We start from the raw sequence: 18075 nt of genomic DNA, 5'->3' as shown, positions 1-18075 counted from the left end.
GTCAGGCCTTCAGGAGCAGACGGCGGATCGATGCGGTGTTCGAGAAAATTCGAATACCCAGCACAACGACGACGGCCGTGGTCATGGCGGATCCAACTCCCAGCTGAGTCCCCAGGAAAACCAGCAGGCATGCAACGACGACGTTCCAGAAGAAGGAGGTCACGAACACGCGGTCTGCGAAGCGCCCCTCCAGCCATGCGCGTCCCGCGCCGAAAAGTGCGTCCAGGCCGGCAACGACCGCGACGGGAAGGAACGGGGCCAGCCACGCGGGCACTGTCGGGTCGAGCAAGACGCCGAGCACAATGCCGATGATCAATCCGATGACGGCGATCATTGAGTGTCTCCTTCGGGTTGTGTATCCAGCGGTTGTGCGTACTGCGATGAGCTCGGTGCCAGCGCTTCCATGCTCAGCGACTGGGAGACCTTCGAGCTCACGGTCATACCGCTGACTGATTGGGCGGCGGACAGGTAGTCGCCTGTCGCGCCCCGGACAAGCGCGACGGACAGCGCATTCGAGTCCCCGATCGCCGTGACCTCGTAGGGAGAGGACACGGGGGTCACGTTGACCAGAATGGCCGCCCCTGCCGTGCGCACGAAAGTATCTGGTCCGATGCGCTGGCCGTTGACTGAAATAGCCTCCGCACCGGCAGCCCAGAGAGCGTTGACGACCATCGCGACGTCCTGGTCTCGGACAGCTCCGCTACCCTTTCCCGGGCCGCTTCGATCCGTGAGCGTGACGGTGATGCCGGGGCCGCTGACAGGTCGTGTCGCCGTCACCAGGTCTCGCGCACCATCCACGGGGATTGGTGAGCCAGACTGTGACAGGTCATCGATGGCGCGGCCGAGCGACTGTAGCTCATCGCTCAAGGCTTCGACATTGCTCGACCGCGTGGCAGCCTGCTCTTTCAGGTCGGCTTTCACGTCATTGGCCGGGCGCCGCAGCGAATCAATAGCGATGACCGATCCAAACCCGAGCGCAACAGCCACTGCGAAGACGGCGATGCGGCTGACAAGACCCGCGGGCCACGAGCCGTGGTCTGCTTGGTAGTGCTCGTAACCGGCATCCAGCGGATTGGCGAGGAGCGCCGTCAGCAGGGACATCGAGGCCGCGGGGTCCACGGACGAGGCCTGGGCAGGAGCGTCGTCGTGCTCCTCCCCCGGCTTCGCGCCTCGATGTCCCGGCTGCGTCACTGGCCCGAACTCCAGCGGCGCTGCACGCGCTCGTCGCGTTCGAAAGAGTCGAGGTGCTCGACGACGATGCGGCGCAGCTGCGCAGGGGCATCCGCGTGCTCGTCGATCCAGCGGCGCAGCAGTCCGACGGAGCGCTCGACGCTGCCATCGCGGTCAACGTCGACACCGAGAGCAAGGACGCCGTTGGCGTAGCGCAGCGCCATGCCGATCGTGTGACTCTCCCAGTAGGAGATCATGCGTTCGACGGCGCTCTCAATTCCGGTCTCGCTCTCCCACGACGAGGCCTGCAGGCCGGCCAGGGTTGCGGTCAGGTAGTCGTTCGACAGGGAATCGGAGAATACCGACTCCCAGGCCCGCGCGCGTGCTTCTTCCAAGGGCAGTGACGCGAGGGCCTCGACGCTCATGCGAGCGGCTTCGCCTGAGCCGTCGGCACTGCGCCAGGCCTCGATGGACTCCGCATCGACGAGGCCGCGTGCAGCCAGGGCGCGGCGCGCACGCCAGGCGATATCGGGGTTGTCGCTGCTGGCGAAGTCCCGGACCGTCGCCTCATACTCGTCACCGCCACGGGCCGCGAACTCGGCGATAAATGCGCGCGTGTATGAACGCCACGCGTCGGAATCCTCGGTCTCACGAGACAGACGAATCGTCGTCGCAAGGACCTGGTCATGGACGTCCGATCGAGCCTGCCCCGGCAGGAAGGAGGAGATGGCCTCGGCGACGAACAGGAGGAGACGATCGCGGATTGCGGGCTCAGTTTCGGACGGAACGGCGTTGAGAACCGCGACCACGAAGCGACGTGGATCCAGCAGACCGTCACGCACTGCGTTCCAGAGAGACGCCCAGATAACGGCGCGCGTGATAGCCGCATCAATGGTGCCCACGTAAGCCAGCGCGACGTCGGTCGAGCGCTCGTCGAGGCGCGAGATCGCGTAGGTGAGGTCATCGTCGTTCACGACGACAAGGTCAGCGGACGCGGCGCCGCCGGGCACCGCCACAACGCCCTCGGGATCAATGGGGGCGCTGTCGCCGTCGATACGGACGTCGAACACATGCGTACGCTCAAGCGCCCCGGCAGCGACGCGCCACGTCGAAACGGTCACGCGGTGGGGACGCAGCACACCGTTGCAGGCCTCGCCACCCTGATGAAGCGTGAAGTCCGTAATCGCACCGACGCTATCGGTGACCCACGAAGCAGACAGCGTCGACGGACCGGAGGTCTCCAGCCACGCGCTCTTCCAGGAAGAAAGCACCTGTTGTGAGGCGCCTTCAAGCGCAACAAGCAGGTCCTGCAGGTTGGTCGCGCCGAACTGATGCTCGGCAAAGTAGCGGCGTGCGCCCTCGTAGAAGGCGTCCTCCCCAACCCAGGCAACCAGCTGTTTAAGAACGGAGGCGCCCTTCGCGTAGGTGATGCCGTCGAAGTTTGTCTTTGCGGCGGCAACGTCCGGGATGTCGGCGGCGATCGGGTGCGTGGTCGGCATCTGGTCCTGCGTGTAGGCCCAGATCTTGCGGTTCATCGCGAAGTTCGCCCATTCGCCCACGTAGCGCGTCGCCGTCGCAATCGCGCTGGCGCCCTGGTTCTCAGCGAAGGACTCCTTGAGCCACAGGTCATCCCACCACGAGGGCGTGGCGAGGTCGCCGAACCACATGTGGCACATTTCGTGCAGCGTCGTGTTCGCGCGGCGCTGGCGCTCGGAGAAGGTGGGCGTCGAACGCGAAATGTAGTTCTCGTTGAAGGTGATGCATCCCGGGTTTTCCATGGCGCCGAGGTTGTATTCGGGCACGTACACCTGGTCGTAGGATCCCCACGGGAAGGTCACTCCGTAGCGCTCGTGGAAGAAGTCGAGTCCTGCACGAGTCACTTCAAACACGTCGTCGGAGTCGAGGTAGCGCGCGAGCGTACGGCGGCACAGCAGGCGCAGCTCGAGCTCAGCGTGGCCACCATCCGAAGCTCCGCCGCTCCACGTGCCACCTTCGATGACCGCCCACGGGCCGGCGACAATCGCCGTGATGTAGCTCGAGAGCGGGCGGGTCGCCGTGAAGTCATGGCGCAGCGCACCCGAGTCATCCACGACCTCAACGGCAGTCTCGACTCCGTTGGAGGAGACGACCCAGCCTGCGGGAGCAATGACGTGGAACGTCCACTCGGGCTTCACATCCGGCTGGTCCACGCACGGCCACGCACGGTGAGCGTCATTGGGCTCGAACTGGGTGTAGAGGTAGACTTCGCCATCCTCGGGATCGGTGTAGCGGTGCAGGCCCTCGCCACTGCGCGAGTAGCTGGCTAGGGCGCGGACCTCGAGGGTGATCGTCTCCCCCACCGGCAGGCCATCGACCCACACGCGGTCGTCATCGTCGTCGAACGGGTGGGATTCGCCGTTAAGGAGAACGTCACTCACCTCGCCAGCGATGTCGATGAAGGTGCGTTCCTCATCCGACGTCAACGTCAGCGTCGACGTCACCGGATAAGTTGGATTCGTGGTGTCCTGTGCGTTTCGAACATCGACAACGACGTCGATGGCCGAGACATGAAGATGGGCAGCGCGATGGGTTGCTTCGTTGCGTGTCAAAATCTGCATGCCCTTATCCTACTGTGTCACCGCCGGTATGTGTGGCGCGCGCCGCCGTCGCGACGAACTAGAGTAGACCCATGACTTCAGTGACTGATATTCGTCCCACGATCGCACCGGTCTCGTTGAAGGCTGCCCTGGCGGGCCTGGACATCCAGGGGTTCTACGCCGCCGACGGCCAGCTCGCGCAGATCGCCGAGTCCCCCCTCAGCCTGCGCGGTATCACCGTGTCGTCCGACGATTGCGAGTCCGACTGGCTGTTCGTCGCAATTCCGGGCCTTAAGCAGCACGGTATTCGTTTCGCGCACGCGGCGATCGAGGCCGGGGCGAGCGTCGTTCTCACAGACGAGGACGGCCGTGCTCAGGCATTCGAACGAGGCCTGGGCGTGCCCGTCATTCAGGTGGCCGACCCGCGCGCCATCGTTCCGCAGCTGTGCGCGAATATCTACGCATTTCCCGCCACTCGCCTCACGACGATGGCAGTGACTGGCACGAATGGGAAGACGACAACCTCCTACCTGATGCGCGCTGCCATCGCCTCACGATTCCCCAACGCATCGCTGTGCGGAACCGTGGAAACGCACGTTGGCCCCATTTCGTTCGAGGCCGTGCGTACGACCGCCGAGGCTCCCGTCGTCGCACGCTTCCTGGCGGCCACCGAACAGTACGAGTGCGGCGCGGGTGTCATCGAACTGTCCGCACACGCACTCTCCCTGCACCGCGTCGACGGCATCGTCTTCGACGTTGCCGCGTTTACGAACCTGCAGCATGACCACCTCGACTATTACGGTGACATGGAGAACTACTTCCAGGCGAAGGCACTCCTGTTCACCCCCGAGCATTCCCGCCACGGCGTCGTCTGCGTGGATGACGAATGGGGTCGCCGCCTCGCGCAGCAGGCGACCGTGCCGGTCACGACGGTGTCCGCGCTGACCGAGGAGACCGCCGACTGGCAGGTCCGAGATGTCACGCCCGATCAGACGATCGGACGCACCGTGTTCACCCTCGTCGATCCATCGGGAACCGGGCACCGCGTCGCTATGCCGATCCTTGGTGAGGTCAATATTCAGAACACCGCCGTCGCGATCGTCAGCGCAGTGAGCCTCGGCATCGACCTTGCAGATGTGATCTCGGCGATCGAGGATGCTCCCCAGATCCCGGGACGCATGGAGAAGGTCAACCCAACGCCCGGCGGTCAGCCGCTCGTCATCGTCGACTACGCGCATACGCCCGAAGCCCTCGAATGGACACTACGCTCAACCCGCGAGCTGACCTCCGGCCGTGTTGTCGTCGTCTTTGGAACGGACGGCGATCGCGATGCCACCAAGCGTGAACACCTCGCGCAGATCGCCGCGCGTGAGGCCGACGTGCTATGGGTGACGGATGAGAACCCGCGCACCGAGGTCCCGCAGGAAATCCGCGATTACCTGCTGCGCGGCATCGCATCCGTGCGTCCGGGCATGGAAGACGTCACCGAGGTAACAACCTGCCGCCGCGACGCCGTACGACGTGCGATCCTCGCAGCTGAGCCCGGCGACACCGTCATCATCACCGGTAAGGGCGCCGAATGGTACCAGGAAGTCCAAGGCATCCACCACCGATACAACGACGTGCCCGTCGCCGCCGAGGTCCTCGCGGGCGACGTGCGCTCGCACGAATAAACGCTGCGAAGCTGTGAACTGGCGCGCCGCAGGGGCTCCCATCGGGCCTTTGCGGCGCGCCACACCGTAGACTGGGCGGGTGAATGACTTTGACAACCAGCCCGACGCGACCGCCGAATTCGACGCGGACGCGGCCGAGAACTACATCGCCGATGCAGCCGGAGCAGCGCCGGACGCGATCGAACTGAGCGACGAAGAGACCGAGGCTCGCGCCCGTCTCATGCGCGCAAACCTCGACCAATTCGACTTGGACGAGGAGGACCTGGCGCTCCTGGCCGGCGAGTCTGCGCTCGCGGACTCTGACGACGTCGCAGCCGGACTGCCCGTTCTTGCAGTCGTCGGCCGTCCCAACGTCGGCAAGTCCACGCTGGTCAACCGCATCCTTGGTCGCCGCGAGGCGGTCGTGCAGGACACACCGGGCGTCACCCGCGATCGCGTCTCATACCCCGCCGAATGGGCGGGTCGCGACTTCACGCTCGTCGACACTGGCGGCTGGGAGATCGACGTCAAGGGTTTGGATCGTTCTGTCGCCGAGCAGGCGGAGATCGCCGTCGACCTGGCTGATGCTGTCGTTCTCGTCCTGGACGCGACCGTCGGCGTCACAGCCTCGGACGAGCGCATCGTGGAGATGCTGCGTGCCAAGAAAAAGCCGATCATCCTGGCCGCTAACAAGGTGGACTCTCCCCTGCAGGAGGCCGACGCTGCCTACCTGTGGAGCCTTGGCCTGGGCGAGCCCCACCCCATTTCCGCCCTGCATGGACGTGGCACCGGTGATCTCCTCGACGTCGTCATGGAGGTCCTGCCGACCGAGTCAGCCGTTGCCTCGGCGCTGCCGTCCGGCGGCCCGCGTCGCGTCGCCCTCGTCGGTCGCCCCAACGTTGGCAAGTCGTCCCTGCTGAACGCGCTGGCCGGCGGCGAGCGCGTCGTCGTCAACGAACTCGCCGGCACCACACGTGACCCCGTCGATGAGCTCATCGAGCTCGATGGCCGCTCGTGGTGGTTCGTCGACACCGCGGGTATCCGCCGCAAGATGCACCGGACGACAGGCGCCGACTACTACGCCTCCATCCGTACTCAGGCCGCGATCGAGAAGGCCGAGGTTGCCCTCGTCCTCATCGACGGTTCGACGCCGCTGACCGAGCAGGACGTGCGAGTCGTCCAGCAGGTCATCGACGCGGGCCGGGCGCTCGTCGTCGTCACCAACAAGTGGGATCTCGTCGACGAAGACCGCCAGAAGGAGATCAAGAACGAGCTCGAGCGCGAGCTGGTTCAGATCCAGTGGGCGCCGCGCATCAACCTGGCCGCGAAGACCGGCTGGCACACAAACCGCATCGTGCGCGCCCTCGACACTGCGCTCGAAGGCTGGGAGACCCGTATCCCGACCGGACAGCTCAACGCCTTCCTCGGTCAGCTCGTTGCCGCACACCCCCACCCACTGCGTGGCGGTAAGCAGCCCCGCATTCTCTTTGGCACCCAGGCCTCGAGCAAGCCCCCGCGCTTCGTGCTCTTCACGACGGGATTCCTCGACCCCGGTTACCGCCGCTTCATCGAACGCCGACTGCGCGAGACTTTCGGCTTCGCCGGAACGCCGATTCAGATTTCGGTGCGTGTGCGCGAGAAACGACGCAGGTAAGGTCGCTCCGACTCGTGGCCCGCTTCCCCAGGAGGCGGGCCACACCCGTACCTGCACTCCCCCGGCGTGTATCCACAGGGTCGTTTAGCACGGCGCCGTTATCCACAGGCGTCGCGGATGCCCTTGACCGTTGAACGCTGGGCGCGCAGGATCGACACATGGACACAACACTCACCCAATCCACAGTTGCTCCCCTAGCCTCGGGCCTCACCCTGTGCGATGACGGACTCGTCCGGCCTACGTGGGCCTCCCATGACGCGCTGTTACGCAGTTACTACGACACCGAATGGGGGCTGCCCGTCCACGACGAGGCCGGCGTCTTCGAACGTCTCGTCTTGGAGGGTTTCCAGGCTGGTCTCTCATGGCGCACGGTCCTGGCAAAACGCGAGGCGTTCCGTGCGGCCTTCGAAGGATTCATTCCCGATCGCGTCGCCGCCTTCACTGAGGAGGATGTCGATTGCCTCGTGAGCACACCCGGGATTATTCATAATCGCCGCAAGATCGAGGCGGCGATCAGCAACGCTCGCGCGACGGTTGCGATGAGGAACGATTCTCCCACGGCAGACGGCCCGTCACATCTGGGCGAACTGGTCTGGTCGTATCGGCCGACGCTCAATCCGCTTCCGCGTTCGAAGGACGAGGTACCCACGCAGCTGCCAGAATCTGTAGCTCTCGCAGCCAACCTCAAGAGCCTTGGTTTTTGCTTCGTGGGTCCCACGACGATGCTCGCACTGATGGCGGCGATCGGCATCGTCAATACCGATATCGTGGGAACGCACCGCAGGCCTCGATGAGGAGCACACCCCCCATGGCGGGCGCGCTCACGTACGCCCAAGATCTGGCATGATGGTGCCATGTCATTGTCGAAAAAGCTTCTCAGTCAGGACGAGGTTGTCGTCCGCCACATGCACACGCACATCAAGACCCTGCTGCCCGCGATCAACATTGAGTCGATCCTCGTGATCGCAGCTGCAGTCGGTTCGTTCTTTGTTCCCGAGAACGCACGTTATTGGGCGCTCGCGACCATCTGGATCGCCGTACTCGTCCTGTCTATCCCCCTCATCGTCATTCCGTGGATCAAGTGGTCGTCGACCACCTACACGGTCACGACGAAGCGAGTGATCACTCGCACGGGCATCTTCACGCGCACCGGCCACGACCTGCCACTCAGCCGCATCTCCGACATTCAGATCGAGAAGAACTTCGATGATCGTTTTTTCGGTTGCGGAACCCTCGCCCTTCAGACCTCCGCAGATGACCCGTTGCTGCTGCATGACGTGCCGAAGGTGGAGATGGTGCAGGTCGAGATCTCGAACCTGCTGTTCAACGACATTCAGGGAGCGATCGACGCGGATCCGACTAGCTAACAGCGCACGTAACGTTCCAGCGAGCACTGCCCCGGCTTCGTTCTTCATTGGACGAGGCCGGGGCAGTGCATCGGGCCAGCTCGCGCGGCTCAAGCGCATATCGGTGTGTGCACTGGACGACGAGCGAATGCGCCACGACCGCGCATGACCACCACTCTGGCGGCATAAGTAAGCAGGTCGAAATCATCCCCGTTGACGACTTCGACCTGTGAAACAGTTTACTGCAGTCCTTGAAGGAAATGTGTCCGTTGCAACGGGCAAATCCCGGCGCTTCTACCTGCGAAATTACGTGAAAGATTAGCCGAAAACCCGCGTTTACCAGTCGAAATAAAACCGCAAAATACTGCGTCACATTTCGGTTACAAAGCGAGGCGATACCACGGACCAGGGACGGAGGTCCCCACTGATCATCGGCACTTCAGATTGGGTTCGACGCATACAAAAAACCACGAGGCGCAAGTCCTCGCGGTTTTTTTCGTCGGGCTGGCGGGATTTGAACCCACGACCCCTTGACCCCCAGTCAAGTGCGCTACCAAGCTGCGCCACAGCCCGTATTCAGTTCATCGCCGTGGCGACCTGTAGAACTATAGCGCACCTAGACGAAGTCAGGCAAGCCGACCGCAGTGCGCCGCGCCACACTGCCGTCAGATCGAACTGGTATGCAGCTCAATCCCGAGCCACGTGTCAGAAGCCGGAACAGATGATTAGACGCACATAAGGTGACTACACTGTCCTTCGTCCGCATACCTTGCATCCACGAGAGCTTCTTTTGATGAACAGTCGATACCTCCTCTCAGTCGCGGCGACCCTTGCTCTGGCAGTCGCAGGCCTGATTGCACCCACATTCGTCACGCAGGGGTCCCCTGCAGCGGCGAGCCCGATGGTGAGCGTGTCCTCAAGCGCTCCCGCATATGACCCTGCCGCCGTCACTGCAGGAACGCGGGCACAGAGCCAGCCCGTGACGGCACCGACGAAGCGCATCCGCATCCGCTCGCACTCCCACAATCCCACCATCACAATCATCTCCTGGATCCTGGCTATCCTCATCGTTGGTGGCGGAATCCTGGTACGTTACGCGATCTTCAAGGCCACTCAGCGCAACTCAACCCCGCCAACAGCATTCAACGGCCCCAATGGCCCCCAGTACGGCGTGACAGGAAGCAACTACGGAACCCCTGGAACCGGATACGGCACCGCGGGAACCGGATACGGCACCGCGGGAACCGGATACGGGACCGCAGCGGACGCGGCACAGCCGGGCTCCCCGGCATACGGCACAGGTACCTACGGTCATCAGCAGGGCGTCCAGGGACCCTACGGAACAGGATTCTGAGCCCTCCACCGTGAGTGCCCCGTACCGAAAGGTACGGGGCACTCACGTGAATTGATACGCTGCCTCAGCGCAAAGCGTCGCGCACCTCGAGATCACGATCGACAAAGGCGAGGACCGCCTCGCAGACGCCTTCGATGTCGAGGCCCGTGGAATCAACGGTCTCGACACCGGGGGCGGCCACCATGAACTCAGAGACCTGCGAATCGGCCTTGTCACGGCCCTCGACCTGGGCCCGCACGATCTCCATGTGTTCCTCGGCGGCATCCCCGTAGAGTTCGAGCGTCCGACGACGCAGACGGGCCTCTTGATCGGCGAGCAACAGAACACGAACATCCGCATCGGGGCAGACAACGGTCGTGATATCACGCCCCTCGGCGATCATGCCGGAGCCTTGTTCACGGGCCTCCATCATTCGGCGACGCTGCTCCGTCGCCATCCACGCGCGCACGTCAAGGTTCGTCGAGATGTGCTTAATCGCGAGGGCGATACGCGGCTCGCGAATCTCAAGGGTGATCTCTGAATCACCGATCCACACGTGCGGATCCGAAGGATCCGAGACGAGGCGCAGCGGCATACGATCCGCAGCATCTGCTACAGCAGCCGTATCCTCCAGATCGATGCCTTCATCCAGGCAATACCACGTGAGCGCACGGTACATGGCGCCCGTGTCCAAGTACCCAATGCCCAGACGGGTCGCCAGAGCCTTCGAGACCGTGGACTTGCCCGAACCGGCCGGCCCATCGATGGCAATCGTGATGCCGACGCGGGAAATCGCGTCTCGACGCTGCGTATCGTTCATCAAAACGTTCTCCTCACCGAGGTCGTTTAGTGGGTGATAAGTCGCCATCCCCGCTGTTGCAGGTCGGCGACAGCGCGGTCAACGACCGCCGGGTCAATCATGACGCGGGCGACGCCTGCCTGTGCGCCCGCAGAGTGTTCCAGAACCAAGTCTTCGATGTTAATACCCGCCTCGCCGAGCTCGCTGAAGAGCCTACCGAGAGCACCCGGCTCGTCGGGGATGAGCACTTCGATCTCGCGATACCGAGAAGGAGCACCACCGTGCTTGCCGGGAATGCGCGCGACGCCTTGATTACCTGCGGTCATGACCCGATTGATCGCGCCCACAGAACCGCCGCGCAGGGGGCCAAGTTCGGCAGCCGCGTCGAGATGCGTCAGCAAGTCATCGAGGTCGGTGCGTAGCTCCCGCAGGATGTCTGCGACCGGACCGGCGTTGCCGGCCAAAATCGCTGTCCACAGGCGCGGATCGGAGGCCGCAATGCGGGCAGTATCTCGAAGCCCCTGTCCCGCAAGCCCGAGCGCCTGAGCCGGTGCGTCAACAAGGCGCGCAGCGAGCATCGACGACACCAGCTGAGGTACATGCGACACGAGAGCGACAGCGTAGTCATGCGTGCCCGCATTCATCTCAAGGGGTACGGCTCCGACGTCCGTTGCCAGCGCGCGAGCCACAAGCACCGCGCGCGGCCACGTCGACTCATGCGCAACGATCACCCACGGACGTCCGTAGAACAGATCGGCATCTGCGGCACCCGCACCGCTGCGCTCACGACCTGCCATGGGATGCGAACCGACGTAACGCGAGGCTTCCTCGAGACGTCCCTCACGCTCCAAGCCGCGCAGCACATCGGCTACAACCGCGTCCTTCACGGAGGCAACATCGGTGACGATCGCGTCGGGGAAACGCAGCAGCGATTCGACGATCACACGGTCCGCGACGTCCGGAGGCGTCGCGACGACAACGATGGACGGCGCCTGATAGGAAGGCGTATCCGAGCCACACTCGCGAGGGCGCACCCCGGCCTCGGCGAGAACGTCGCCGAATGACTGCCCAGCGCCCACGTCGGAGGCCAGGTGCAAAGAGGTTGGCGAGGCATCTTCGAGATAAACGCGCACTCCCCCGGCCCGCAGCGCGAGGCCCAGGGACGCACCCAGCAGACCCGATCCGATGATGAGGACCGGGCCCGCTGTTTGCACAACGCGCGCGCCGACGCCGTCCGAGGTGTTCACAGTCCGACGGCCCCGTACAGTGCGCTCAGCGCGTTGCCCTTCACGCGGCGGGTCGTCCCCTGCTTGAGATGGTCGAGAGAGATCGGACCGAAGCCCGTACGGACGAGCTCGCGCACCGGGTAGCCGACAGCCTCCATCATGCGGCGCACAAGGCGGTTGCGGCCTTCGTGCACGACGATCTCGACGGTCGTGATATCGCCGTAGGTGTCAACGATGCGGAAGGAGTCAACCTTGATCGGGCCATCCTCCAGCTCGATGCCGTTCATGAGGGTGCGCTTGACGCCGGGCTTGACCTCGCCGTGTAGGCGTGCCACGTAGGTCTTGCGGATCTCGTATTTGGGATGGGTCAGACGGTTCGCCAGCTCGCCGTCATTCGTCAGCAGCAGCAGGCCGGACGTGTCGATATCGAGGCGCCCGACATGGTAGAGACGCTCGGGGTAGTCGGCGATCAGGTCGGCGATCGTCGGGCGTCCCTCCGGGTCGCTCATCGTGGACACCGTCCCAATCGGCTTGTTCACGGCCAGGACGATGTGCTTCGTCTCATCCAGGATCAGACGCTCGCCATCCACGTGAATGACCTGCTTGGTTGGATCCACGCGCACGCCCTGGTTACGTACCACGGTTCCATCGACGCTCACGCGGCCGTCGGCGATCATCTGTTCGGACGCGCGCCTGGATGCGACGCCAGCCTGGGCGAGCACCTTCTGCAGGCGCACTCCACCCTCTGTGTAGGGATTAGCCCTCATAGTTCTTCCTCCAATTCCTCCAGCGCGTCGGCGTCTGGCAGGTAGGGTGCCAACGGTACCAGCTCCGACAGGCTCGTTAATCCCATTTTCTCAAGAAATTCACCGGTCGTCCCGTACAGGCGCGCGCCAGACGGTGTCAGTCCCGTCTCTTCCACGAGGCCTCGGGCGAGCAGCGTGCGCACGACGCCGTCCACGTTCACCCCACGAATACGGCAGATTCGCGCCCTCGATATGGGCTGACGGTAGGCAATGACCGCCAGCGTTTCAAGAGCAGCCTGAGACAGGCGCGCGTGCGAGGAGCCGACGACAAAGCGCCCGACCACGTCGGCGTATGCCCGTGCGGAATAGATGCGCCAGCCGCCCGCCACTTCGCGCAGCTCGAAACCACGCGGGCGTTCCTGTCCTTCGCCGAGGTACTCGGCGGCGAGAGCGCGCATGTGCTGTTCGATGTCCGCAGTGCTTGCGCCGAGAACCTCGGCGAGATCGGACGCGGCAACCGGCTCCGAGGCGACCATCAGAATCGCCTCGATCGCACCGCGCAGCGTGTTCTCACTCATCGGCGTCTTCTCCTTCCGTCTCAATCGCGGCCACGTGCGGGGACGAGGCCGTGGCTGAGTGCGCGGCACCGGCACCCGTATAGTCGTCTACGTCGATGTCGATACTTCCCTCGCTGTCAGTCCACTGAATCGTCAGCGTGCCAAGCGCCCCGTCTTGCTCAAACTCGACGGCTCCGCGCCTGTAGAGCTCCAAGAGCGCAAGGAAGCGAGAGACGACGACGGCGCGCGTGGGCGCATCCTCGACGAGCTGATGGAAGGTTATGCGTCCTGCTTCGGCGAGCATCGATGAGACGAGCAAAGCCTGTACGCGAACGGGCACAACGGGATCGTGCAGATGGGCGACCTGAACCGTCGGATTCGTCGATGACAGGGCATCGGCAGCCAAACGAGCAAGGTCTTCGGGGGTTGTCAGCCACCGGAGCTCGGGCAAGAGGCTCGCAAAATGCGGCTCGAGAGGCACGTCCCTGGCGACATACGAGCCGTACTCCCCCATCCGCGCGTCGATGTGTTTCGCCGCTTCCTTGAAAGCCCGATACTGCAGGAGCCGCGAAAACAAAAGATCGCGGGCCTCCAGATCAGCCTCGGACGCGTTATCCTCCTCGTCGACACTGGGCAGCAAATGCGCGGCCTTCATGTCGAGTAGTGTCGCCGCGACAACCAGGAATTCGGTCGTGCGCGACAGATCCGGGGACGCCTTCATAAACGCGATGAACTCGTCGGTCACCTGCGCGAGCGCGACCTCGGTGATGTCGAGTTTCTTACGCGCGATCAGCGACAGGAGAAGATCGAAAGGACCTTCAAAAACCGGGAGCGAGACCGCGAAGAGGTCGAACTCTCCTTGAACCTCGAAACTGTCAGGCCGCGTCGCCACGGGCGATGACTTCCCGCGCAAGTCGACGGTACGCGTGAGCGCCCGCATGGTTGGGAGCGTAGGAGATGATCGGCTCGGTGGCTACAGAAGCATCCGGGAACTTGATCGTGCGTCCGATACGGGTATCGAACACGAGATCGCCGAAAGCCTCCTGCAGGCGCTGGAGGACCTCACGCGAGTGCAGCGTGCGCGAGTCGACCATCGTGGCGACGATACCGTCAATCTTCAGGCGCGGGTTGATGCGATCGCGCACCGTCTCGATTGTCTCAACCAGCAGGGCCACGCCACGCAGCGCGAAGAACTCTGCCTCGACCGGAACGATGACGCCGTGAGCTGCCGTGAGAGCATTGACAGCTAGCAGGCCGAGGGAAGGCTGGCAGTCGATCAGCACCACGTCGTAGTCGGATTCGACGTGACGCAGGACGCGGGCCAGGGCGCTCTCGCGGGCAACCTCGTTGACGAGCTGGACCTCCGCCGCGGACAGGTCAATGTTCGCGGGGATGATGTCGAGGTTCTCCGTCGACGTGTGGCAGATCGTCGCTTTGACGTCCGCCTTCGGGTTCATGAGCAGCGTATAGATCGTCTGTTCCATGTCGAGAGCATTGATGCCCAGGCCAACAGAAGCAGCACCCTGGGGGTCGAAGTCCACGATCAGCACACGGCGACCATACTCAGCCAGCGCGGCGCCCAGGTTGATGGTGGTCGTCGTCTTACCGACACCACCCTTCTGGTTGCACATAGCGATCACACGGGCGGGACCATGCCCCGACAGCGGTGCGGGCACGGGAAAATCGACCGGCTCATCGTGCAGGTCGGGCGTCAGCGTAGGGTGCGAGTTCGTGGTCACGCCCCCATCCTAATTCATCACCGCGCGGATGCGTCGGTGCCACGCGCCCGAGGGTGCGAGAGCGTAAAGACTTCGCGCAGCACGGTGGCCGTCACCTGCGTGTAGATCTGAGTCGTCGCCACCGACGCGTGCCCGAGAAGCTCCTGCACCTCGCGCACGGATGCGCCACCCTCAAGCAGATGCGTCGCAAAAGAGTGCCGCAGCGTATGCGGAGACACCCGCTCCCCCAGCTGCGCGGCCTCAGCCGCGCGCCGGATCGCGGTCCACGCGCTCTGCCGGGACAGCGCGCCTCCCCGGGAGTTCAGGAAAAACGCGGTGGATCCCCGGCCTCGTGCGGCGAGCGCTGGGCGGGCGCGCACCCGATACGCGTAGAGGGCGTCCACGGCGAACGACCCCACGGGAACAACCCGCTCTTTGCGCCCTTTTCCGAACAAGCGCACGACAGGAACGTCGCCATCCAGGTCGAGGTCGTCAGCGCTGAGGGACACAGCCTCTGAGACGCGGGCACCCGTCGCATACAGGAGCTCGAGGAGGGCGGCATCGCGCAGGCCAATCGGAGAATCGTCGGCGTGGGCGGCGTCCAGCAGTCGTCCCACCTCGTCGACGGACAGGGCCTTCGGGAGGTGTCGCCCCTGACGTGGGGCATGTAGCTGCGCAGCTGCATCAGTTCCGACCGCCCCCTCGGTCAGCGCGTACTTATGGAGTCCCCGGATCGCCGCCGACGCGCGCGCCACCGACGATGCTGCCGCCGGAGTTCCTGTGACCTGCCCAGATGCCAGACGCATCGTGTAGTCCTCGATGTCCCTGGGACTGATGTCTTCGACGTTAACTTTGCCTCGACTCTTCATGTCAAACGCGTAGCGGGCGACGTCACGGCGATAGTTTGAAACTGTATGCGCAGACGCCCCCTTCTCGACGCGCAGATAGTCCACCCAGTCGCGAACGAGAGCTTCGAGGGATGTCATGGTGACAGGGTAAGCGACTGTGCAACATATGTGCGTGAGCGCTATCGGCATGCGCACATTTTCGCTAGACTGTGACGCGGTAAACCATTTCCGCCCCAATGCAGGGGCCCAACAACTGGAGACCAACGTGTCACTACACTGGGATCACATCGATGACGAAGCGGTCAAGACCGCCAAGCTCCTCGCCGCCGACGCCGTCGAGCAGGCCGGATCGGGCCACCCCGGCACCGCCATCTCGCTCGCCCCCGCCGCCTACCTCCTCTACAACAAGGTCATGAACGTCGACCCGGCCGACCCGCGCTGGATCGGTCGCGACCGCTTCATCCTCTCGGCCGGCCACTCGTCGCTGACCCAGTACGTCCAGCTCTACCTGTCCGGCTTCGGTCTCGAACTCGACGACATCAAGACGCTGCGCACCGCCGGCTCCCTGACCCCGGGCCACCCCGAGTACGGCCACACCAAGGGCGTTGAGATCACCACCGGCCCGCTGGGTACCGGCATCGCCTCCGCCGTCGGCTTCGCCATGAACGCCCGCCGCGTCCACGGCCTGCTCGATCCCGAGACCCCGCTCGGCGAGTCCGTCTTCGATCACAACGTCTACGTCATCGCCGGCGACGGCTGCTTCGAGGAAGGCGTCTCCGCCGAGGCTTCGTCCCTCGCGGGCACCCAGGAGCTGGGCAACATCACCGTCATCTGGGACGACAACCACATCTCCATCGAAGACGACACCTCGATCGCCTTCAACGAAGACGTCCTGGCCCGCTACGAGGCCTACGGCTGGCACGTCCAGCGCGTCGACTGGCTCAGCGAGGACGGCTCCTACGAGGAGAACACCGCTGCCCTGAACGACGCCCTCGACGCCGCTCAGGCCGAGACGAAGAAGCCCTCGCTCATCGCGCTGCGCACCATCATCGGCTGGCCGACCCCCGGCAAGCAGAACACCGGTGGCATCCACGGCTCCAAGCTCGGCTCCGAGGCCCTCAAGGGACTGAAGGAAGCCCTGGGCGCCGACCCCGAGAAGATGTTCGACGCTGACGCCGCGATCGTGGACGAGGTCCGCGCCCGCGCCGCCGCCCGTGCCGCCGAGTACCGTAAGGACTGGGACGCACGCTTCGAGGCCTGGAAGGCCGCTCACCCCGAGCAGGCTGCCCTGCTCGAGCGTCTCCTGGCAGGCCGCCTCCCCGAGGGCTGGGAAGCCGCGCTGCCCACCTTCGAAGAGGGCAAGGCTATCGCGACCCGCGCCGCCTCCGGCCAGGTCCTCAACGCGATCGCCCCCGTCCTGCCCGAGCTGTGGGGTGGCTCCGCCGACCTCGCCGGCTCGAACAACACTTTCCTGAAGGGTGAGCCCTCGTTCCTGCCCGCGCACCGTTCCTCCTCGTCATTCAGCGGCGACGAGTTCGGCCGCAACCTCCACTTCGGCGTGCGTGAGTTCGCGATGGGTGCCGCCCTTAACGGCATCGCCGCCGACGGCTTCACCCGCGCTTACGGCGGCACATTCTTCGTGTTCTCCGACTTCATGCGCGGCGCCGTGCGCCTTGCCGCCCTCATGGATCTGCCCGTCACCTACGTGTGGACCCACGACTCCATCGGCGTGGGCGAGGACGGCCCGACCCACCAGCCGATCGAGCACCTAGCCTCCTACCGCGCAATTCCGAACTTCGCTGTCGTGCGCCCCGCTGACGCCGCCGAGACGGCCGCGTCCTGGAAGGCCATCCTCGAGCAGTCCCACCCGGCCGCCATCATCCTGTCGCGCCAGAACCTGCCCAACCCGGCACGTGGCGAAGGCACCGGCCTGGCCACCACCGAGGACCTGGCGCGCGGCGCCTACGTCCTGGCCGACACCGAAGGTACGCCCGATGTGATCCTGCTGGCCTCCGGCTCCGAAGTTTCCGTCGCCCTCGACGCACGCGAGGCCCTGGCCGCCGACGGCATCGCTGCCCGTGTCGTGTCCGTGCCCTGCCTCGACTGGTTCGAGGCCCAGGACCGCGAGTACCGCGACTCCGTCCTGCCCCCGTCGGTGCGCGCTCGCGTCTCCGTCGAGGCCGGTATCGCCCTGCCGTGGTACCGCTGGATCGGCGACGCCGGCCGCGCGGTCTCCATCGAGCACTTCGGCGCCTCCGCGCCGGGCGAACTTCTCTTCAAGGAGTACGGCATCGACGCCGAGCACGTGGCCGCAGCCGCGAAGGAATCCATCGATGCCGCTCGTTCGTGACTTTATAGTCAGCTGAACTGAAGATAGGGCTGCTGGCGCGCGAGGGCGTGCCAGCAGCCCTATTCTGTTACACATGTGTGGGTCCTCGGTCCCGTTCCAT

At 64.5% G+C, this 18075-nt stretch carries 16 protein-coding genes and 1 tRNA gene; 6 read left to right on the top strand and 11 right to left on the bottom strand.

All coding sequences use genetic code 11. From position 1 onward, the window contains the following. Window position 1 precedes the first annotated feature (1 nt). The 3 genes from FOC40_RS06070 to pepN are packed head-to-tail and all read right to left on the bottom strand — an operon-like array spanning window position 2 to window position 3767. Window positions 2-334 carry a small basic family protein gene (locus tag FOC40_RS06070; protein ID WP_003796681.1) on the bottom strand — a complete coding sequence of 111 codons (333 nt, stop codon included), beginning with the start codon at window positions 332-334 and terminating at the stop codon, window positions 2-4. Then, window positions 331-1191, bottom strand: coding sequence for a DUF881 domain-containing protein (locus tag FOC40_RS06065; protein ID WP_003796679.1), 861 nt, complete (start codon window positions 1189-1191; stop codon window positions 331-333). The genes FOC40_RS06070 and FOC40_RS06065 overlap by 4 nt, the downstream gene beginning before the upstream one ends. Then, window positions 1188-3767 carry an aminopeptidase N gene (gene pepN / locus FOC40_RS06060; protein ID WP_003796677.1) on the bottom strand — a complete coding sequence of 860 codons (2580 nt, stop codon included), beginning with the start codon at window positions 3765-3767 and terminating at the stop codon, window positions 1188-1190. The genes FOC40_RS06065 and pepN overlap by 4 nt, the downstream gene beginning before the upstream one ends. Before the next feature lie 71 nt (window positions 3768-3838). Between pepN and FOC40_RS06055 the strand changes: the two genes are divergently transcribed. The 4 genes from FOC40_RS06055 to FOC40_RS06040 all read left to right on the top strand — a co-directional run bounded on the left by FOC40_RS06055 (window position 3839) and on the right by FOC40_RS06040 (window position 8419). After that, entirely contained in the window at window positions 3839-5419 is a 1581-nt protein-coding gene (locus FOC40_RS06055) for a UDP-N-acetylmuramoyl-L-alanyl-D-glutamate--2,6-diaminopimelate ligase (protein WP_003796675.1), read from the top strand. Between the two features lie 79 nt (window positions 5420-5498). Beyond that, window positions 5499-7052, top strand: a complete 1554-nt coding sequence (der, locus tag FOC40_RS06050) for a ribosome biogenesis GTPase Der (protein WP_003796674.1) — start codon at window positions 5499-5501, stop codon at window positions 7050-7052. A gap of 158 nt (window positions 7053-7210) precedes the next feature. Then, the gene (locus FOC40_RS06045; RefSeq protein ID WP_003796673.1) at window positions 7211-7846 is read left to right on the top strand and encodes a DNA-3-methyladenine glycosylase I; all 636 of its coding nucleotides are present in this window, start codon (window positions 7211-7213) and stop codon (window positions 7844-7846) included. A gap of 60 nt (window positions 7847-7906) precedes the next feature. Further along, window positions 7907-8419, top strand: coding sequence for a PH domain-containing protein (locus tag FOC40_RS06040; protein WP_003796671.1), 513 nt, complete (start codon window positions 7907-7909; stop codon window positions 8417-8419). A 478-nt stretch (window positions 8420-8897) separates the two neighbouring features. Here the strand turns inward: FOC40_RS06040 and FOC40_RS06035 are convergent. Next, window positions 8898-8971 (bottom strand) — tRNA-Pro (locus FOC40_RS06035). Window positions 8972-9191: 220 nt separating this feature from the next. Between FOC40_RS06035 and FOC40_RS06030 the strand changes: the two genes are divergently transcribed. Beyond that, window positions 9192-9752 carry a hypothetical protein gene (locus FOC40_RS06030; protein ID WP_003796668.1) on the top strand — a complete coding sequence of 187 codons (561 nt, stop codon included), beginning with the start codon at window positions 9192-9194 and terminating at the stop codon, window positions 9750-9752. A gap of 64 nt (window positions 9753-9816) precedes the next feature. Here the strand turns inward: FOC40_RS06030 and cmk are convergent, their stop codons facing one another. The 7 genes from cmk to FOC40_RS05995 are packed head-to-tail and all read right to left on the bottom strand — an operon-like array spanning window position 9817 to window position 15763. Beyond that, complete coding sequence (cmk, locus tag FOC40_RS06025; RefSeq protein ID WP_039929782.1) at window positions 9817-10551, bottom strand: (d)CMP kinase; 735 nt, start codon at window positions 10549-10551, stop codon at window positions 9817-9819. A 26-nt stretch (window positions 10552-10577) separates the two neighbouring features. Continuing rightward, entirely contained in the window at window positions 10578-11777 is a 1200-nt protein-coding gene (locus FOC40_RS06020) for a prephenate dehydrogenase (protein WP_003796663.1), read from the bottom strand. Continuing rightward, window positions 11774-12523: a pseudouridine synthase gene (locus FOC40_RS06015; RefSeq protein ID WP_003796661.1), complete on the bottom strand. Its 750-nt coding sequence runs from the start codon at window positions 12521-12523 to the stop codon at window positions 11774-11776. The genes FOC40_RS06020 and FOC40_RS06015 overlap by 4 nt, the downstream gene beginning before the upstream one ends. Then, window positions 12520-13080 (bottom strand): SMC-Scp complex subunit ScpB, encoded by a 561-nt coding sequence (gene scpB / locus FOC40_RS06010; protein ID WP_003796659.1) that lies wholly within the window; start codon window positions 13078-13080, stop codon window positions 12520-12522. The genes FOC40_RS06015 and scpB overlap by 4 nt, the downstream gene beginning before the upstream one ends. Next, window positions 13073-13951 carry a segregation and condensation protein A gene (locus tag FOC40_RS06005; protein ID WP_003796657.1) on the bottom strand — a complete coding sequence of 293 codons (879 nt, stop codon included), beginning with the start codon at window positions 13949-13951 and terminating at the stop codon, window positions 13073-13075. Before FOC40_RS06005 ends, scpB begins: the two co-directional genes overlap by 8 nt. Then, window positions 13935-14798, bottom strand: coding sequence for a ParA family protein (locus FOC40_RS06000; protein WP_039929781.1), 864 nt, complete (start codon window positions 14796-14798; stop codon window positions 13935-13937). Before FOC40_RS06000 ends, FOC40_RS06005 begins: the two co-directional genes overlap by 17 nt. Before the next feature lie 17 nt (window positions 14799-14815). Next, window positions 14816-15763 carry a site-specific tyrosine recombinase XerD gene (locus tag FOC40_RS05995; protein WP_003796653.1) on the bottom strand — a complete coding sequence of 316 codons (948 nt, stop codon included), beginning with the start codon at window positions 15761-15763 and terminating at the stop codon, window positions 14816-14818. A 127-nt stretch (window positions 15764-15890) separates the two neighbouring features. On the opposite strand from FOC40_RS05995, the gene tkt reads away from it, so the two are divergent. Continuing rightward, window positions 15891-17975, top strand: a complete 2085-nt coding sequence (gene tkt / locus FOC40_RS05990) for a transketolase (protein ID WP_196773339.1) — start codon at window positions 15891-15893, stop codon at window positions 17973-17975. Window positions 17976-18075 lie beyond the last annotated feature (100 nt).

This window comes from Schaalia odontolytica (assembly GCF_009730335.1).
Taxonomy (GTDB): Bacteria; Actinomycetota; Actinomycetes; order Actinomycetales; family Actinomycetaceae; genus Pauljensenia; species Pauljensenia dentiphila.
Note: the sequence above shows the minus strand (reverse complement) of the source record. Positions and strands in the feature narration are given on the sequence as shown.